This is a genomic window from uncultured Vibrio sp. (genome assembly GCF_947488985.1).
GTDB lineage: Bacteria > Pseudomonadota > Gammaproteobacteria > Enterobacterales > Vibrionaceae > Vibrio.
Genome location: NZ_CANLBV010000028.1, coordinates 26,094 through 45,239, shown reverse-complemented (window position 1 = coordinate 45,239; position 19,146 = coordinate 26,094). Strand labels below are relative to the sequence as shown.

Here is a 19,146-nt window from a genome sequence, read left to right as displayed (position 1 = left end):
CGGAACCGCCGTATGCGACCCACGCTTGTACGGTGGTGTGAGAGGACGGAGGCCGTGAGGCCTCCTCCTACTCGATTTATTTATCGAGGTTTTCTTGACTGCTATCCCTGTGGTTAGGGCTCGGTCACATCAATAATTAAAGTGTTGTAACAACTTCATCAAGAGCTAGGCGCGCTTTTGGTTTACCGTAGTTGTAGTCTTCGCCTTCTTTGTGGTAGCCGATAGCCAGTGCCACATCAACAACGTGACCTTCAAGTTCGTCTGCAAACTCTTCGCCGATCATCTTCGCGTCGACACCTTCCATCGGTGTTGAAGCGATACCAAGGCGGGCCAATGTGTGCATGACATTACCTAGCGCAATGTAAATTTGGGCCTTAGTCCAGTTACCGTTGAAACCGGTTTCGTCGGTGTTCATTTCTGCGAATGCGTAAGCACCTAAGAATTGCTCGTACATTTCAGCTGGTAGGTGACCCGAGCTAACTTCAGTGTCGGCACGTTTAGCGAATTTCTCTTTAGTGTACTTAGGGTCATAAGCAAAAAGAATCGTGTGTGACGCTGCTTTTGCATGTGGTTGGTTAAACTGGAACATGTTTTCAAACGTGTTGTGGAAGCGCTGTTTTGCTGCATCGCTCTCAATGATGATGAATTTCCAAGGCTGAGAGTTAATAGAAGAAGCCGATAAGCGAAGCGCTTCTTTGATCACTTCCATGTCTTCCGCAGATATGCGTTTTTCTGCATCGTATTTTTTAGCTGTGTAACGAGTGTTTAGATCAGTAATGATTGGGTGAGTCATGTTGAATCCTAATATCTATCAATAATAAATGTTGTCGAGCTTTATATTCAGTTATGCCAACCTTTGTTTAGTCGAATAAAACTAGCTCAGTTGCGTAAAACTAGTTCAATCTCGTCAACAAGATACGGATTTAAACTGAATGTTTGAGTGACGCTCGAACGTGTCCGAATAAATCGAATATCTGCGGTAGATTGGGTCGATGGGGGTAAGGTAATAGAAAAGTGGCACGGAGAAAATAGCGAACACATCAAATAACTATGGTTAATCATGTCCATAATAGTTCGATAAGTGTGAGCTAGATTCAATTAAGTGGCCGATACTCAGCCGCTTAATACGCTTTTATGCCGTATTGGCGCAACAATGGGGGAAGTAGGCTATCTAAGTGAGGGATATCCTCTGGGGTGAGCTCTATTAAGCTAAAACCGTGCTCTTGATAGACCCCTCTTGTGATATCACGCTTGTCTTCTGCGATTGGCGCAGAATCGGTTCCCCAAAATTGGATGTACACCTTGCCACTTGGTAGATAGAAATCGCTTATCACTTCTTTTGATGTCGGCAGTGGACGCTCGTACGCATGGACGACACCCGCCATATACAGCCAATTATCGATGATAAGCTCGCCCTTCGAACGAACATAGTGCCCATCTAGAGTTCGATGTTTTGCTTCGAACTTCTGGCGAAAGTTGGAAAATGACACGTCGGTTGAGTGACTCTCCGCATCATGGCCCAGAAACTCGATAACCGATTGCTTTAACCGTTTATTACGAACCAAAGAATTATGCCAAACCACGAATAAATTCTGAGTCGCTTTATCCTCTCTTTGTTCGCCACCGGCTTTGAGGCCTGTTGGGGTGACGTGCCAGCCGTTTTCTTCTTTAGTTATCCAGCCAAGCTCACTGAGTAATAAGTTGATTTTCTTGGCATTGAGTTGAAAGGCGCTACCAAGCTGGGTGGCGGTGAGTGTTTTTCCTGAGAATGAGTCCAAATCGATAAGCAGTTTCTCTGGCCAGACAATAAAGACACCAAACTTCTTGTGTTCGACATATTCCCCACCAAAGCTTTCTCCCCGCTCAGTGAGAATCCAACGCTCTTGTGAACGCACAATATAGCCCGCTGTTTTTAGATCGCTAAATAACGTTTTAGCTTCTATTCCTTTTTGTTTCGCAAGTGCCGAGGTGGAAATCTTGTCTGACATAGTCTGTTCTCAAGTAGCAGTGTGAGCTGCTAATTCATGCTGAGGGAGGCGGGATATCGTAGGCCAATACCATAACACATCTTGTTGTGCTAATTGCAGCTCTTCAGCTTGCGTCTCTGAGGATGTTTTAGTAGTACAACTCACGGATGATAGCTTTCTTAAATTACCAAAATGTAATTAAATTACACTTACTCATTAATTGCTCGCTTTTTCGTGTGTATTTTGTGCTTAGTATGGCGTACTCATATACATCTTTATCATTTCAGTGACTGCTATATTTTAAAATGAGACCTGTGTCGCTTTTTAATTTTCTGCTTGCGGCTGATTGGCGTGATCAAGATCACTGTTGAATAGTATTCATTATCAGAGAGTTGAGATTGTAATTTAAATTCACGAGCATTATGTGATCTTTGTCCTGTTATTTATTGTTAGTGTGTTTTTTATATGTGATCAATATCGCTAAAGATGAGTAAAAGTGCATTTTTGAAACTTTGTGATACATTTTAATCAACTTCTAAGCACACACTTTCGGTCATTTGACCAACCAATACATGACGGGGTTCTACCTATGCTATCACCTGAAGCGAAGATCAAGGTTCAAAATTTTGGTCGTTTCTTATCCAATATGGTAATGCCAAATATCGGCGCATTCATTGCGTGGGGTTTCATTACCGCACTATTCATTCCAACGGGTTGGTGGCCTAACGAAACGTTAGCATCCATGGTTGGTCCTATGATCACATACCTACTGCCACTTTTGATTGGTTATACCGGTGGTAAAATGGTTGGCGGTGATCGCGGTGCGGTCGTTGGTGCCATAACCACTATGGGTGTTATCGTTGGTACTGATATACCAATGTTCATGGGGGCAATGATTGTCGGTCCACTCGGTGGTATCGCAATTAAGAAATTCGATGAAGCGGTTCACGGTAAAGTGAAGAGCGGCTTCGAAATGCTAGTGAACAACTTCTCTGCGGGTATTATCGGTATGATCTGTGCGATCATCGCGTTCATCGTGATTGGTCCTGCGGTTAAGATTCTATCTGGTGGTTTAGCAGCTGGCGTGAACGCCATGGTAGAAGCTGGGGCACTGCCGCTCGCCTCTATTTTTGTTGAGCCTGCGAAAATCCTATTCCTAAACAACGCAATCAACCACGGTATCTTCTCCCCGCTAGGTATTCAGCAATCTGAAGAAATTGGTCGCTCAATTTTCTTCCTTATTGAAGCGAACCCAGGCCCAGGTTTTGGTCTGTTGCTGGCTTACATGGTGTTTGGTAAAGGCAGCGCAAAGCAATCGGCTGCTGGTGCGTCTATCATCCACTTCTTAGGTGGTATCCACGAAATTTACTTCCCTTACGTTCTAATGAACCCACGTCTAATCCTTGCGGTTATCGCAGGTGGTATGGCTGGTGTATTCACTAACGTAATGTTCGATTCTGGCCTTATCTCTCCAGCATCACCGGGCTCTATTTTCGCGGTATTGTTAATGACGCCCAAAGGTTCTTACATCGGTGTTGTACTGTCTGTTATTGCTGCCACAGCGGTGTCTTTCGTGGTCGCTTCAATTCTCCTTAAGACTTCAGCTCAAGGTGAAGACGAAGATTCGCTAGAAAAAGCATCAGCACAAATGAAAGACATGAAAGCATCCTCGAAAGGTGCAGCCTCAGCAGCCAACGTCAACCTAGCAGATGTTAAAGCCGTTTATGTCGCGTGTGATGCGGGCATGGGTTCAAGTGCGATGGGGGCTGGCTTACTGCGTAAAAAGGTCGCAACAGCGGGCTTAGATATCGAAGTCACCAACTACGCAATCAACAATTTACCGGCTGATTCGCAAATTGTGATTACCCATAAAGACCTAACAGACCGTGCGCGTAAAACCATTCCCGATGCGATGCACATGTCTCTTAACAATTTCTTGGACGGCGCGGTATACGACCAGCTAGTTGCAGAGCTGACAGACGCTCAGCTTGCCAATGCTCCAAGTGGTGAAGCGAAAGCAGCAGCGCCGGCAGCTGCATCAGAAGACAATAAACTTGCCCTGACGGATGACAGCATTTTCCTTGGCCTTAAAGCGGCTCAAAAAGAAGACGCAATTAAGTTTGCTGGTGATCAATTAGTCAAACTGGGCAACGTATCTCCACAATATGTCGACGGGATGTTTGCCCGAGAAGAGTTGGTGTCTACTTACCTAGGTGAGTCTATCGCCGTACCACACGGCACCATCGAAGCAAAACAGTACGTACAAAAAACCGGCATCGTGTTCTGTCAGTACCCTGAAGGTATTCAGTGGGGGGAAGATGAAGACGATATCGCAAAACTGGTTATCGGTATTGCCGCACAAGGCGATGAGCACAACATGGTGCTGATGGCTATCACCAATTCACTCGATGATGAAGAGGCTGTCGAATGCCTACAGAACACCACCAACCCTGCTGATGTTCTGCGTATTCTCAACGGTAACTAACAAGCTCTAGTCAAGCTCCTGAGTGAAGGCGGCCAGTCCCCCCCTGACTGGCCTCATTTTCGGTCTTAATTTTTTTGTAAGATTCAGTCTGGATAGCTGACTGCTGAATGCCGAGAGCGCATGGTCAAGGTATGTTGTTGAGCCGTTAGCTATCTAGATTCAAATATTTATAAGGTCAAAGTTATGAAAGCATTACATTTTGGTGCAGGTAATATCGGTCGTGGTTTCATTGGTAAGCTTCTTTCTGATGCGGGTATGAAGGTTACGTTTGCTGACGTAAATGAAACGGTTGTGAATGCGTTAATTGAGAGCCAAGAATACCCAGTGAAGATTGTCGGTGAAGAGTGCGTTGTTGAAGTGGTTAAGAACGTGACCGCAGTAAATTCAGCGACAAGCGCAGTGGTCGATTGCATTGCTGAGTCTGATCTTGTGACAACAGCTGTCGGCCCCACGGTGCTTAAAATCATCTCTAAATCCATCGCTCAAGGCATTGAGAAGCGTGCAGCAGATAACAATACTGCACCAATGAACATCATCGCGGCAGAGAACATGGTACGTGGTACGAGCCAACTAAAAGCGGCAGTGTTAGAGCATCTTTCTGATGAAATGAAAGCGTTCACTCAAGCACATATTGGCTTTGTTGATTCCGCCGTTGACCGCATTGTTCCTCCGGCAGAAGCGAGTGAAAGCGACCCGCTAGCGGTAACCGTTGAAACATTCTGCGAGTGGATTGTCGACCAAACACAATTTAAAGGTCCAATCCCTAACATTCCTGGTATGGAATGCACCGACAACCTAATGGCTTTCGTTGAGCGTAAACTGTTCACGCTTAACACGGGTCACTTGGTCACCGCATACCTAGGTGTGCTTGCTGGTCATGAAACGATTAAAGAGGCTATCGAAGACGATAATATTCGCGCTGAAGTGACCGCAACGATGGAAGAGAGCGGTGCGGTTCTGATTAAGCGCTACGGTTTTGATCCACAAGCTCACGCGGCCTACATCCAAAAAATTCTAGGTCGTTTTGCTAACCCGTTCCTGCGGGATGAAGTCGACCGCGTTGGCCGCCAGCCGATTCGTAAGCTGAGCCCGCAAGACCGCCTCGTTAAGCCACTGAACGGCACCTTGGAGTACGGCCTTCCGAACACGCATTTGGTCAACGCTATCGCGGCAGCGTTCCATTATAAAAATGAAGATGACCCTCAAGCGGTTGAACTTCAAGCAATGTTCGCAGAAAAAGGCTTTGCTGAGACATTAGCGCATTATTCTGAGCTGAATAGTGACTCAGATATTGTTAAACTAGCGCAACGAGCTTATCTAGCATTGAAATGATAAACCACCAAGTGCCACTCCAGTGGCACTTTCTTATTACCGAGCCATTATGCCAATACAAACGAGCAACGAAACCGAACTACTCGAAGCGCTCTCTGAAGCTGAGAGTGCTAGCGCCTGCCTGATGGCAGCTTACGATGCGTTGGATGACACGGTCGATGCAGTTTTAAACAATATTTTCAAGAAAGATGATACTGCGATTCAGTTTGTGGTTGAGCCGCTGCTTAATAGCGGTGGGCCTTTAGGTGAAATCATGGTGCGTGGCAAGCTCCTATTGGGGCTAGGCGTGATAGACAAAGCGCTTTATGACGATTTAGAAATTTTCGTGACTTTAAAAGAGTGGGCGAAAATACAAGGTGAAGATACCAGCTTCACGGAAGTTGATGTGATCTTCGAGCTTAATAAAGTGCACGCGATTCAACGTATTATGCCGATTGAATATGATGCGGAGATGGTAAAAACCATGTCTGGTCCAATGCTCGAAATGTTCTTGAGCCGACATCATCAGAAAGTGCAGTCGACCATCGTGTTGGCTATTACCGATATTCTCAATACCTTGTGCCGAGATAACGCGCTGAGCTCTTAGCTCTAGTCTGCAGTCCTGCTTATCTCGTTTCTCATCCTACATATCTTGTAGTTATTCGTTTCAATCCAAAGCTTAAAATGATAGCGGTTTCTCTCGTTGGATAAATCGCTTTGTTGTTTTTTTGCCTCTAAAATATATCCGAAATCTCTTCCCATTAAACACAAAATCAGCAGGCACAAAAAAAGCCACATACAGTGGCTTTTTTGATTCAACAAAACCTTAGATTATAGGTCTTGGATGTTTTCAGCTTCTAGCTCTTGGAAGTAGCGTAGAGTCTTAACTTTAAGTTCTTGTTGAGCTGGCTCATCAGCAACGATGATCGCTTTACGGTGCATCTGTAGAGCTGTAACAGTCCACATGTGGTTTACAGAACCTTCGATAGCCATTTGAAGCGCTTGTGCTTTGTTGTGGCCTAGAGAAAGGATCATTACTTCTTCAGCGTCTAGAAGAGTAGCAACACCGATAGTTAGTGCGTATTTAGGAACTTGGTTGATGTCGCCATCGAAGAAACGAGAGTTCGCGATACGAGTGTCTTCAGTCAACGTTTTGATACGAGTGCGTGAAGATAGAGAAGAACCTGGTTCGTTGAATGCGATGTGACCGTCGATTCCTACGCCGCCCATGAACAGGTTGATCTTACCGTATGAACGGATTTTTTCTTCGTATGCTGCACAGTGAGCATCGATGTCTTCAGCTTTGCCGTCTAGCAAGTTGATGTTTTCTGCTTGGATATCAACGTGGTTGAAGAAGTTCTCGTGCATGAATGTGCGGTAAGACTCTGGGTGGTTTGGTTCGATACCAACGTACTCATCCATGTTGAATGTTACAACGTGCTTGAAGCTCACTTCGCCCGCTTTGTAAAGTTCAATTAGCTCAGCGTAAGTAGTTAGAGGTGTGCTACCAGTAGGAAGACCTAGTACAAATGGACGCTCAGCTGTTGGCGCGAATTTGTTGATCGAGTCTGCGATATGACGAGCAGCCCATTTACCTACTTTTGCTTTGTTGCTTAATGGAATAAGTCTCATTGATTTTGCCCCTAGAAATAAAATTTTATAGTGTTCTGAAACATTAATTCGCATTATAAAATAAGCTATCTGGTTCCGCTATTGTTTTAGGTCAAATTTTCGATTTTTCTTAGTATCTGTGACCATAGCCGCCAAATTTGAACATTTATCACATGGATATTTGGTGGCGTTAAACAAGATTAATACATTTGTCATATCGTCGACTTCAAGTCAATGCAGAGCGGAACTACCTCGGTGTTTTTGTGATGGGTGTTTTGATAAATATCTGATTTTTTGATGTAAAGTGTGTTTAAAGAGAAAGCCCCAAAATGAGGCTTTCTCTGTTTGGGGCTGTTTATTCTTCTTGGAGTGCTAGCTCACTGTCGTACTCTTCGCTGGGTTCTTGGTCGCGTTTACTGCCATTTAAGGTATGAAAACGACGACGTCCACGAGATAACTGAGTGTACTTTAACCAAACACGCTCTAACTTAGACTTTGCCTTATGGGGTTGAGACAATACTTTCAGAAAGTGTTTCTCTTCGGCATTGACTGGTGTTAATTCACCAGTCTCAAGAGCCTGCATAGTGTCCCCAAACCGGGTAAGGGTCTCCTCTTCGGAAAGAGTAAAGTCACCTGACTTCGCAAACCCTCTCGGGAATTTAACGGTGTCATAAAAACGTTTTTTTCCATGTCGGAATTCAGTCTCAGACATATCAGCCTCTTCGATAATCATTGGTGTTTTTTTGTTGATGCGAGAATATGGGCAAAGGGAAAAATACGCCCTTTGTCTGCTACGAAAACAATCCTAGATCGGTTAGTTATCAGATTTATGACAGAGAGTAGTTTATTGGCTGAGGTGTAAATATTGAGAACTTAATCACTTAAGGTGAGGTTGATAAGGCTGAATGAGGGCTGACTCATTTACCGTGTCTTCGCTGCGAAATATGCGATGCAAGCGCTTAAGGGTAATAATTTTGACCTAATCTATTTAGCGACCACAAAAAATGGCTCCTTCAGGAGCCATTTCAGTGTAAACCATACGCCAAGCTTTCGCTGGGTATGCTGCTCGAACGGTATATTATGCGTTCGGCTCTTTATTATCGACTAATCGACTAGAAGCTAGAGGTTCATCAAATTCTCAATCGACTCCTCTAGAGAGTATGACATGTACGAATGGATCGTTTCTCCATCGGTAGCATCAATTTCAATCTTAGAAATTCCGTTGTCCGTTTTATCTTCAAGAAAGCTCAGCGACTGCTCGACTGATTCACTGATAAGCACTTGTTGGTTTGATAAAATAATTCGACAGGTGTGAAGATCCATAGCCATTTCCTTTGTCTTAATTCCTTTTATTCGATAGGTCTCTGCATCTTAGTGTGCTAAGTACTTATCGCCGACGTTGATAGAAGTATGCCTTCTACCTCCTAAAAATAGCTGAATTGAAAAAAAATAAAACTCTTTTTTGTGATTTATCTGTCTTTCAGTTCCGAAAATGGCTAGCGCCGATGGTGGTTCACGATACACTTTTGATTATTGGACGCATCGTTGTTAGCAATGGAAATAAGGAAAATGGCAGATAATTTATACAAAAACAGTATCTTAACTGATGAGCAGTGCAGTTTGGCTCGTTATTCACGAGACGCTCGTTTTGACGGTATGTTTTTTACCGCCGTGAAAACCACCGGTATATTTTGTCGGCCAATTTGTCCGGCAAGCCCACCCAGAGAAGAAAACGTCGAATATTTTTCCCATCAAGCTCAAGCATTGAGCGCGGGGTACCGGCCTTGTTTACGTTGCCGACCAGACAGCGCACCTTTTTCGCCGGCTTGGAAAGGGGTCGAAACCACATTTTTACGCGCATTGCAGTTGATTGATGGCGGTGCCTTAAATACAGGTTCTATGGTCGAGTTAGCGGCGCGCTTAGGGGTATCAGACCGTTATCTTCGAACTTTATTTGAACGCTATATTGGGGTTTCTCCCAAGCAATACAGTTTATACAATCAACTGATGTTCGCGAAACAATTGCTGCATAGCACGACAATGAGTATTACCGACGTCGGTTTTGCCAGTGGTTTCAACAGCACTCGTCGGTTTAACGATGCGTTCTTAAAAGAGTTGCAGCTTTCTCCTAGTCAGATTCGCCGAGCTAAACCCAGTCAGGGAGCCAGCAATCATCTCCAAGTCAGCTTTCACGGGGCGCTGGATTGGCCTCATCTACTGGCATTTTATCGACGACGGATGATTGAAAAAATCGAACAAGTTGGCGACGATTATTACCAGCGTACCGTCAACATCAATGGTGCAAAGGGCTGGTTTAAAGCTACACTTATCGGCCCACAGACCTTAGATATTGAGTTTGAGTTGGAAGAGATAAGCCAGCTAAGAATCTTAATTACGACAGTGCGGCGTATGTTCGATCTCAATGTCGATATTGATAAGGTTGAGACGTTTTTAGCGAGCGTTGACGGCAAACTGGTGCAGAAAAGTGGCATCCGAATTCCCGGGGTATGGAGTGCATGGGAAGCGGGAGTGAGAGCCATTCTTGGTCAGCAAGTCTCCGTGACAGTTGCGGTGGGGCAGTTGAATTTATTGGTACGAGAGTTGTGTGATTCAACCCGCAGCTCTGAACCACCAAATAGACTCTATTTCCCAACGCCACAGCAGATAGTTGATGCCGATATTGGCTTTTTAAGAATGCCAACAAGCCGCAAAGAAACGCTCAAACGCTTTGCTCAATACATGGTCAGTCATCATGCGGAGCATCCTTCAAAGTGGATTGAACTGAAAGGGATCGGACCATGGACGATTCAGTACGCCCTGCTGCGAGGATTAAGTGAACCCAACCATCTGTTAGTGGGCGATTTAGTAGTGAGAAGGTATCTCGAACATCATCCTACTATTACCCCAGAGGCGGTTTCACCTTGGGGAAGTTACGCCACCTTTCATTGCTGGAATCAAGCCTAATATCAATGTACATAAAGCTGGGAGACAGAATAGTGAAGCATTTTACGTATTACCAAAGCCCACTTGGGGTTATCACGCTGCAAGCCAATGACGACGGGTTACTGGGCGCATGGTTTGAAACTCACACAACCCAACCACAGGAGTTGGGTACCCAGCAGGACAATTTCCCGATTTTTACATTAGCTATTGAGCAGCTTGAGCGCTATTTTTCAGGCGAAGCAATAGAGTTTTCAATACCGATAGCAGCTAAAGGAACCCCATTTCAAGAGTCGGTCTGGCGTGCGCTAACCACCATCCCATATGGTGAGACGTGGAGCTATGCACAGCTCGCAGATGCGATTGGCAACCCAAAAGCAGTACGAGCCGTTGGCTTAGCGAATGGTAAGAATCCGATATCGGTGATTGTGCCATGCCATCGAGTGATTGGTAAAAATGGTAAACTTACAGGGTATGCTGGCGGTGTTGAAAGAAAGCAACGCTTGTTGGATTTAGAGGGCCACACTGAACTTTGATGACACTCCTAAGTTAATTCATTATCAATTCCAATCGCCGTAAATAACGGCTGATTGGTGTAACGCGGTTAATTGCCCTGATACAGTGAATTACCCTGATACAGCGAGTCGCTCTAACACAGCGAATAGATGTAACACGGGTAAAAGCGTAGACTGAAATAGTAGGGTGGAGTGTGATAGATATCTTAATCATTCAATAGATCATGACGAAAAATCCCGATGGGATTCAGCGTTGAGAACCGCGTAGATTACTATTGAAATTTAGTGTTATGAAGAGATCGCTGCGTAGATTGTCTAGAGATAAGACGTCGCAGAAATAAGAGACCCCGCTTGGCTTTCACCAAACGGGGTTCATTCTTTTTATTGTAGCCATCCTGCTACTGACGTGTTACGTATTTTTTTTATAGGTAACGTATGCTCCATGCATCGTTCCGTGATTGAGCCAAATCCTTTAGCTTTCCTACTCATCGCCTTCCTAGCGGTGTCCTTACTCACTCATCATCCTGACAAGCGACTCAATCCTAGAGTATGACTTCCTTGCTGATCACTCATCCTAAGTCATCAAATCTTCTTCCTGAAGATACCCAGTCCGTTAGGTTTTTCCTGTTGCTGCCAACTCCCTGTCGACATGTGTATTACACATTTTTATGGCTTCACTCGCAATCTACCTCAATAAAAAAATCGGCTCTTTGAGAGAAAGAAATATGCGTGGATTCATACAAAACAAGGAGTTGGGTTTGTTTTCTAGGTATTTTCTGCGAAGCTTAATTAGGATCTCTTACGCCAGATGTAAGATATATCTCACACATATACGGGCGCAAACATCCTTCTATACTGACCCTATCTGTTTGATAGGTAAGCCAAATGCACCCATAAACGCCAGAGAATAGGGAAATATAATGGTGACAGCACTTTACGCGGCCTTGTTAACGGTCGTCATGATTTGGTTGGCAATTGAAGTTATCAAGCAAAGACGAATCAATCTTGTTGCTCATGCCGATGGAGGAGTTGAGTCGTTGCAGATAGCCCGTTCGGCTCAGAGTAACGCAATGGATTACATCCCAATCACGGTTATCTTGATGGGATTGTTAGAGACAAATGGTGCCGATGCTTGGTTTATTCATGTGCTGGGTATGGCGTTTCTGTTGGGACGAGTGATCCATGCAAAGGGGATTCTAGCCAAGAACTTCAAAGGTCGAAAAGTCGGGATGGTGTTAACGCTTATCTGCATGGTCTCATTGATTGTCCTAAACTTAGTTTACCTACCTTTCGATAAAATGTTCTAGGGAGCATTATGGCATTGCGCCTTCCTCCTGCTTGGGCGATTGTCCTTGCAGGTCTCATACTCAACATCATGGCGATTATCCTATCGAGTTTGGTGTTAGATAGAATTGAAGCTGAGAAAGCGCAATACAATGACCGCAAATACGGCAATGTGTATTTAATACAACTGGCTTGGAACACGACTGAAACTCTAGAGCGCAAGCGTGAAGCGATTCTGATTCACCTTGATAAATTACCGACTGCAACCGCAGAGCCTTCAGCGACACTTGATCAGGCATTACGCGCCCAACTGAGACGCTGGGTGAGTGGTGATGTACCGGCCATCTCATTGGCTAACTTACCTAAGCTGATGACGCTGATAGATAGCGCTCAAGAAGCGCAACGCACACGAATCGATGATTACTACCTAGATAATCTGACCTTGGTGGAGTTGATCCAAAGGCTCGACGAGGAGATGGCGTTCTACAAGAACATTGCCCTGTTTCTTCAGGTGTTTGGTTTAGCGCTTATTTTGGCGCGAGACTTAGCGAGAAGACCTTAGGGGTTTGCCTTACTCATTGGCGACCTGCGTTAGCGGTTTCGATTGATGTTTTAGTGGAAATTGTATGCAGTTTGTTCATTTGTCGAAAGAGGGCGTAAAAAAGTGGACTTTATAAGCTCATTGTACCATCCTGCCCGTCCTATTTTATCTAGACACCAGTGAGACGAAGTGCCTGCTGAACATTATTCAGCCTCCCGTATTTCATGAAAGTATTAAGGAGTTCAACTTGAACCTATTTGTAAGAGACCTTACCGTTATCGATTCTTCATACATCTGTGAACACAGAGGGGTCGTAGGAGATAGTTGGATTTTAGATGTCATCATGTCTGGTGAACTTAATGAAATGAGCATGGTGCTGGATTTTAGCAAGGTCAAAAAGCAGATCAAACAGCTGGTTGATGAACACGTTGATCACCGCTTACTACTGCCAATGCAAAACGCTGCAATTGTGCTTCAGGCGAGCAAAGCGGGTTACTCTAAGGTGGATGTGTTACGCGGTGACAAGAGCCTTCACCTGCATTGCCCTGATGAAGCATATTGCCTGATTGATGCAGAAGCGATCACCATCGAGAGTGTGACTGCACACGTTTATCATATTCTTCGCGATAACCTACCAAGTAACGTCACTGGGTTAGAGATCACCCTGCGCCACGAACACATTAATGGCGCGTTCTACCACTACACCCATGGTTTAAAAAAGCATGATGGCAACTGCCAACGCATCGCGCATGGTCACCGTTCTCCAGTAGAAATTGTGGTTGATGGTCAGCGTGACGAACAACGCGAACAAGCATTTGCTCAGCGCTGGGAAGACATCTATTTAGGTTCTAAAGAAGACCAAGTTTCAGTTTCATCACTTAACCTGAGTGAAAACGCGAACAGTGTTAATGATGAAAGTCATTATGGTTTCCGCTATACGGCGCCGCAAGGGGAATTCGAGCTGGCGATTGCCAAGAGTGAGACCGAAATTCTGCCGACAGATACCACGGTGGAACTGCTCGCGGGCTACATTGCGGATCAAATTGAGCCGAGCTTAGCTGAGAACCAATCTCTACAAATCGTCGCTTATGAAGGTGTGGGTAAGGGTGCAATGGCGTTCCGATAACACTGCAACGAGTACACCGTTTCGGTACTGAAATGATCAAATAAGGGTAAGATAATTCGTTATCTTGCCCTTATTTTTTGTCGCTGTTTAAACGGCCTAATCAGTAGTGTTAGACAAAGGAGCAATGCATAGGTCAAGAACTCACGCATAGATCAAGAACTAACGCATAGGGAAAGCACTAACGAAGTAGCACACGTCTTAATGGGCTTTTCTCAATAGCAACGACCAAACCGAAGCTCAGCAATAGGGTGCCAACATACACGGTAACGTCTCTGCCGAATTCAGTGATTTCCAACATGCCACAGACATTGGACAGCAAGATAATGATCAGTAAATGACATGCGTAGATACCCAGCATACGATCAGAAATTGCGCGCACCCACGCATAATTGCCCATTTGGGGATGAGCTAAAAGCCACATAAAGATGCCTGTGCCCCACAGCGCCGTCCCAAACAAGAAGTCGTTGATATTAAAGGCAACATCAAACTGTGTTAACCAGGCTGCTTCTGTAAAATGAACGACCATTCCTAGTGCGAGTAGCCCTAGCGCCTTGGCAGACGATAATTGCCGCTGATTTTGACGAATAACAAAGCCAACAGTCACCAACAGAGTACTAAAGAAGGGGCCGTTCCGTGTGAAGAAGGGGGCATCTAACCCTGTTAACGTGGCGTAACTGCCCGCCAGTACACCATAGCCATACAGAGCCAACGCGACAGGTAATAGTAGTTTGGTTAGCTCCATTTCTATGAGCAGCGAGATAATTAAAACCGCACACACCAACGCTGGAATGAACCACAAATGTACCAGCCCTCCCTCTAGCAGCGAGTTCAGTGGCGCATTCATTAAATAGCCCCAATAACCTTGACGCTCTGCTAAATAACCAAACTCACCGACCTTCGCGAGATTAAAGGGCATTAATAGGCAAATGAGGCTCCATGCTAACCAAACTTTGAGCAGCGGTTTAGAATAATTAACGACCGTCTCCCAAGGTGAAGCCGATAACTTTGGCTGAATCAAGAAACCTGCAATGAGGAAGAACAGAGGTACGGCAAAGCGAGCTGCTTGGTTGAGCACATAGCCCACCCATGGCACGTCGCCTATTTGCCAGTAAGACAGTGCCATTTGACCGTGTAAACCAATGATCGCCAAGATAGCGATCACTCGTCCTAACTCGATACTTGCGATGTGTGGTGACGGTGGGGGCTGAACAGAAGACATATTAGATCTCTTAATCATATTTTTTAAGAAATCTAACAGTCTTTATAGGGATTAAGTGAGTGTTAAATCAAAGGGATAGTTGTTTTCAGACCTTGCTGTCGATTATTTGATCTTGCTCTCAGTTAGAGCAAGTCCATGACGCTGAGAGCAAAGATACCTAAGGTGCACGTCACCAAAGAGACAACGGTCGTTAGGGCAATAATATTGGCAGCTAAGGTTGAGTTTCCTCCCATAGCTCGGGCCATTACATAGCTTGCTGCTGCGGTTGGCGCGGCACTCATTAAAAAGATAAGCCCGAGATCTAATCCCTCAAAACCTAAGCCTAACGCCGCGAGTGTGATCAGCAAAGGTGAGATAATTAACTTATAACTGGAGGCAAACCACGTAGACAGTTTTTCTTGTTGCAGTGAGCTAATATCCAATGAGCCACCCGCACAAAGCAGTGCCAACGGCAAGGTCATGTTAGCAAAGTACTGTCCCGCGTCAGTCACTATCTTAGGGATTGGGATCGACAGAGCATAGAAGAATACCGCTAAGAAAATAGCAATGATGAGTGGGTTCTTGGTGATTGACTTAACGATCCCTTTGATCGCCTTCGCCCCCGACTCTTGCCCTTTTGGTGTCAGTGCGATCACCGCTTGAATATTATACAGTACGGTTGTTGAGGCAACATAAATGGCCGCCAGCGCCACCCCTTGGTTGCCATAAATATTGGCGACATACGCTAGCCCTATGATCGCCGTGTTGGCTCGAAAGCCACCTTGGATTATCACGCCATGATCTTTAGAGTCTTTAATGACTAATTTGGTCGAGAAAATAGTAAACAAGAAAAAGGCAAAGTTAGCGATAAGACCAAATAACACCAGCGTACTGCTTGATGAGAAATCATGATCAGATTGAACAATACTCAGAAAAAGCATTGCGGGTAAGGTCACTTGGAAAACGACCTTAGACGCGACCTCAATGAAGTTATCATTGATTAAACCGATCCGCCTAAATATCACCCCAAGAAACAGCATTAAACAGATGGGCCCTGTTATTGAAGCCGAAAACGCAAACTGTTCCCAAAGTGTGTTCATATTTTTCCTTCGTTCATTGATTGATGGCTGTGACTGCCGCCGCATTTTTCCACAATTCGTCGGTAAGCGAAATTAAATCCCGAACGATAGGCAAAAAACTTTCAAAAAAAGAACGACCGTGCTAAAAATAAATGATCAAACCCACAATTGGTGAATGATGAGCAAGGGTAAAATAACCAAAGAGTATATTTTGAGTCATGCATTTGCACTCGCAAGTGAAGGTGGTCTTGAGAGCCTGACTATCGGTGAATTAGCCAAGCAGTGCGGGATGTCGAAGAGTGGACTATTCGCCCATTTCAACTCGAAAGAGAATTTGCAGCTTTCGGTACTCGAGTATTCTAATCACATATTTTCTGAAAGGGTCATCTTGCCCGCCAGAGAGCTGGGTGACGGTGATATTGAAGCTAAGCTGCAACAGCTGCTCGACAATTGGCTGGGTTGGAACCACTCCTTTCAAGGTCGCTGCATGTTTATTGACGCATGGAAGGATAGCGGCGCTGAAACCTCCGTGATTCAGCAAGCATTGCAAAAGACCATGTCGGTATGGATTGATTATTTGACGATTCAGATCGCCAAGGCCGTAGACAGTAACCAGTTTCGAGCCGATTTAGACCCTAAGCAGGCAACGTTCGAGTTATACGGTCTTTACTTGAGTGCGAACTTGTTTTACTCCTTACGAGGCCAGCAAGAGAGCCACACTCATTTTTGGCGAGGTGTAGAGCGCTTAATCGCTAGCTGGAAAGTGGCTTAGCTCGTAAACCATTTATTTCACAAATAATTTAGCTCGCAAATTATTGAGTTCGCAAATTATTGAGTTCGCAAAGCATGTAACTTTGCTTAATTCAGGCTTGCAAAAGATTTTAAGATAAGTGGCGGCAAGCAGTCGTAAACAGCGCTATCGCCATTTTTATACTAACAAATAGCACGGTCGTTCGATTTTATGACCGAGCTCGATACGCCAATGATGATGGCGACACAAGGAACGATCATGAGTGATAAAATCTATTTTAATACATCGAACAAGTTTAGCTTCAAGCGCAGCCTAATTGGTGCAACAACCAATTTGCACTACATTCTCGCGCCGAATCATGCCAAGAAGACCGCGCGCAAACTGCTATTAACGCCGATGCGAACGGAACAGAAGAATGCCGACCCACAAGGGCTGGTTAAGGGTGAAATTAGAGGCCGTGATGGGGTGCTCAAAACATACTCCCTAGGTTCAGGCCCAGTTTGGGTGCTGACTCATGGTTGGTCTGGTACCGCGAGCCAGTTTTTCCCTTTAATGGAGCATATTGCTGCGAAAGGCTTTACGGCACTGGCTTATGATCACCCAGCTCATGGTGGCAGTGACGGTTTGCATGGTCATATTCCGGCGTTTGTGCACGGCCTTGAAGCCATTCTCGATTCAGTGGGTGATGTTGCGGGTTTGGTGGGTCACAGCATGGGGACGGCTTCGGCCTTGGAATGTAAGCACATTAAATTGCAAAACAAACCGCTATTGCTGATCGCCCCTGTGCTCGATTACTTGGATAACCTATTTGGCAGCGTGGCACGCTCTGGCTATTCCATGAAGCTATTCGACGCAGTGGCCGGTGAGTTGGAAACGCAATTTAACTACCCGATTCAGTCAATTGATCCTTATGGTAAATTGTCGCATCGCGATTCTCAAACCATTATCGTCCATGACGAGCAAGACAAGTTTACTAAGTTTGATGTCTCTCAGCGCGCCGCCAATGAAATTGACCGCGTTACCTTGATTGCGACTCAAGGGCAAGGGCATGGCCGAGTGATGAAATGCCCACAAGTGTTTGAGAGTTTTGATTCGTTGGTTGGTTAAACTTAATCGATTCAACTTCAACTTCATGTCGCACTTATTATCTGAAATCGGGAGTCATGGTATTTATTTTCTTTAGCAGATAGGCCAACGAGAGCATAGCTAGTTGGCCTATCTTTTGAGTTTTTTGATCGCTTAGTTCGTTTCTATCGCTTCAACATACCCCATAAGGTGCTGTTTCACTTCATCCGATGCGAATGCGCTCGCGACAGAGTATTGGTAGATCTCTAGGTAGTCTTGTTTGCTTAACTCGAAGGTTTCACACACACGTTGTACTTCGTTGGTCATGGTTGTATTCGACACCGTACGGTTATCGGTGTTGATGGTCACTACGATGCCGTCTTTTTGGAATTTAGAAATTGGGTGGTCACCGAAGGTGTGGATGCATTTCGTTTGCACGTTACTGGTTGGGCAAGTCTCAAGTGCTACTTGTTTATCTTTAACAATGTTGTAGGCATCTTGGTTACCTTGGATATGAACCCCGTGACCAATGCGCTCAGCATCGAGCAGAGTGATCGCGTCATAAACGTTTTGTCCGTGCCATTGTTCGCCCGCGTGCACCGTTACACGGTAACCTTTCTCGATCGCGTATTGGGTGTATTTGGAAAACTCCGCGCAAAAACCGGGCTTTTCGCCACCAGCGATATCAAACGCCACCACACCGTTACCTAAATAGGCTTGGCCTGCGTCAATGACATCTTTGATTGAATCTTTCGGAAACATACGCAGTACAGACAGGATATAATTCCCTTTGATGTCGTACTTCTGTTCTGCGCGCTGCATGCCTTTGACTGCACTGGCAATGATCGTATCAAGAGACAAGCCCTTGTTGACGTGAAGAATCGGTGCAAAGCGAACCTCAAGGTATTTCACGTTCTCGAGTGCAGCGTCTTCATAAAGCTCAAAAGAGATACGCTCAATTGCTTCCTCGGTTTGCATCACTTGCAATGGCAGTCTGAAACACGCCAAGTATTCATCAAGGTTTTTGCAATCTTCAGGCACGGTGAGAGATCTAACGACGGCTTCACGATCTTCTGGAAGTTCAATAGCGTATTGCTTCGCCAGATCAATCACAGTGTCAGGGCGAACGCTTCCATCTAGGTGGCAGTGCAGATCAATCTTAGGAAGTGCGAGAAAGTTCATGAGTATTCCTTTTTCTATTATTTTATGGCGTTATTAACTCTTAGGTTACAGGCGCTGAAATTATCAAGTTTGTGATATGATTTAAAGTGAC

General features: G+C 45.0%; 18 protein-coding genes. 10 read left to right on the top strand and 8 right to left on the bottom strand.

Features of this window, described 5'->3' with window-relative positions:
* Positions 1-136 precede the first annotated feature (136 nt).
* Both Q1A70_RS08850 and Q1A70_RS08845 read right to left on the bottom strand, forming a co-directional pair.
* On the bottom strand, positions 137-793 hold the full coding sequence (locus Q1A70_RS08850) for an NAD(P)H-dependent oxidoreductase (protein ID WP_299689203.1): 657 nt from the start codon (positions 791-793) through the stop codon (positions 137-139).
* Positions 794-1,121: 328 nt separating this feature from the next.
* Positions 1,122-1,988 carry a glycerol kinase gene (locus Q1A70_RS08845; RefSeq protein ID WP_299689200.1) on the bottom strand — a complete coding sequence of 289 codons (867 nt, stop codon included), beginning with the start codon at positions 1,986-1,988 and terminating at the stop codon, positions 1,122-1,124.
* A gap of 568 nt (positions 1,989-2,556) precedes the next feature.
* Here Q1A70_RS08845 and Q1A70_RS08840 point away from each other — a divergent pair.
* The 3 genes from Q1A70_RS08840 to Q1A70_RS08830 all read left to right on the top strand — a co-directional run bounded on the left by Q1A70_RS08840 (position 2,557) and on the right by Q1A70_RS08830 (position 6,370).
* Complete coding sequence (locus Q1A70_RS08840; protein ID WP_299689197.1) at positions 2,557-4,452, top strand: PTS mannitol transporter subunit IICBA; 1,896 nt, start codon at positions 2,557-2,559, stop codon at positions 4,450-4,452.
* Positions 4,453-4,635: 183 nt separating this feature from the next.
* Positions 4,636-5,784 (top strand): mannitol-1-phosphate 5-dehydrogenase, encoded by a 1,149-nt coding sequence (locus Q1A70_RS08835; RefSeq protein WP_299689193.1) that lies wholly within the window; start codon positions 4,636-4,638, stop codon positions 5,782-5,784.
* A gap of 49 nt (positions 5,785-5,833) precedes the next feature.
* The gene (locus Q1A70_RS08830; protein WP_299689190.1) at positions 5,834-6,370 is read left to right on the top strand and encodes an MltR family transcriptional regulator; all 537 of its coding nucleotides are present in this window, start codon (positions 5,834-5,836) and stop codon (positions 6,368-6,370) included.
* 224 nt (positions 6,371-6,594) lie between these two features.
* On the opposite strand, the gene nagB is transcribed toward Q1A70_RS08830, so the two are convergent.
* The 3 genes from nagB to Q1A70_RS08815 form a co-directional block, all read right to left on the bottom strand.
* Entirely contained in the window at positions 6,595-7,395 is an 801-nt protein-coding gene (nagB, locus tag Q1A70_RS08825; protein ID WP_019819998.1) for a glucosamine-6-phosphate deaminase, read from the bottom strand.
* A gap of 334 nt (positions 7,396-7,729) precedes the next feature.
* Positions 7,730-8,086 carry a DUF413 domain-containing protein gene (locus Q1A70_RS08820; protein ID WP_299689186.1) on the bottom strand — a complete coding sequence of 119 codons (357 nt, stop codon included), beginning with the start codon at positions 8,084-8,086 and terminating at the stop codon, positions 7,730-7,732.
* A 407-nt stretch (positions 8,087-8,493) separates the two neighbouring features.
* Positions 8,494-8,697, bottom strand: a complete 204-nt coding sequence (locus tag Q1A70_RS08815; RefSeq protein ID WP_299689183.1) for a hypothetical protein — start codon at positions 8,695-8,697, stop codon at positions 8,494-8,496.
* Positions 8,698-8,943: 246 nt separating this feature from the next.
* Here Q1A70_RS08815 and Q1A70_RS08810 point away from each other — a divergent pair, with 246 nt between their 5' ends.
* The 5 genes from Q1A70_RS08810 to Q1A70_RS08790 all read left to right on the top strand — a co-directional run bounded on the left by Q1A70_RS08810 (position 8,944) and on the right by Q1A70_RS08790 (position 13,780).
* Entirely contained in the window at positions 8,944-10,338 is a 1,395-nt protein-coding gene (locus Q1A70_RS08810) for an Ada metal-binding domain-containing protein (protein WP_299689180.1), read from the top strand.
* Positions 10,339-10,367: 29 nt separating this feature from the next.
* Positions 10,368-10,850, top strand: coding sequence for a methylated-DNA--[protein]-cysteine S-methyltransferase (locus Q1A70_RS08805; protein WP_299689206.1), 483 nt, complete (start codon positions 10,368-10,370; stop codon positions 10,848-10,850).
* An 899-nt stretch (positions 10,851-11,749) separates the two neighbouring features.
* Complete coding sequence (locus Q1A70_RS08800; protein WP_299689177.1) at positions 11,750-12,136, top strand: MAPEG family protein; 387 nt, start codon at positions 11,750-11,752, stop codon at positions 12,134-12,136.
* A gap of 8 nt (positions 12,137-12,144) precedes the next feature.
* On the top strand, positions 12,145-12,675 hold the full coding sequence (locus Q1A70_RS08795) for a DNA mismatch repair protein (RefSeq protein ID WP_299689174.1): 531 nt from the start codon (positions 12,145-12,147) through the stop codon (positions 12,673-12,675).
* Between the two features lie 226 nt (positions 12,676-12,901).
* Positions 12,902-13,780, top strand: a complete 879-nt coding sequence (locus Q1A70_RS08790; RefSeq protein ID WP_299689171.1) for a 6-carboxytetrahydropterin synthase — start codon at positions 12,902-12,904, stop codon at positions 13,778-13,780.
* Between the two features lie 178 nt (positions 13,781-13,958).
* Here Q1A70_RS08790 and Q1A70_RS08785 read toward each other — a convergent pair whose 3' ends face one another.
* Together Q1A70_RS08785 and Q1A70_RS08780 are read right to left on the bottom strand one after the other, a co-directional pair.
* Positions 13,959-14,999: an acyltransferase family protein gene (locus Q1A70_RS08785; protein ID WP_299689167.1), complete on the bottom strand. Its 1,041-nt coding sequence runs from the start codon at positions 14,997-14,999 to the stop codon at positions 13,959-13,961.
* 122 nt (positions 15,000-15,121) lie between these two features.
* On the bottom strand, positions 15,122-16,078 hold the full coding sequence (locus Q1A70_RS08780; protein WP_299689164.1) for an AEC family transporter: 957 nt from the start codon (positions 16,076-16,078) through the stop codon (positions 15,122-15,124).
* Positions 16,079-16,235: 157 nt separating this feature from the next.
* Between Q1A70_RS08780 and Q1A70_RS08775 the strand changes: the two genes are divergently transcribed.
* Entirely contained in the window at positions 16,236-16,829 is a 594-nt protein-coding gene (locus Q1A70_RS08775; protein ID WP_299689161.1) for a TetR/AcrR family transcriptional regulator, read from the top strand.
* Between the two features lie 237 nt (positions 16,830-17,066).
* The gene (locus Q1A70_RS08770) at positions 17,067-17,915 is read left to right on the top strand and encodes an alpha/beta hydrolase (RefSeq protein ID WP_299689158.1); all 849 of its coding nucleotides are present in this window, start codon (positions 17,067-17,069) and stop codon (positions 17,913-17,915) included.
* A 132-nt stretch (positions 17,916-18,047) separates the two neighbouring features.
* Here the strand turns inward: Q1A70_RS08770 and add are convergent, their stop codons facing one another.
* Positions 18,048-19,055 carry an adenosine deaminase gene (gene add / locus Q1A70_RS08765; RefSeq protein WP_299689155.1) on the bottom strand — a complete coding sequence of 336 codons (1,008 nt, stop codon included), beginning with the start codon at positions 19,053-19,055 and terminating at the stop codon, positions 18,048-18,050.
* Between the last annotated feature and the right edge of the window lie 91 nt (positions 19,056-19,146).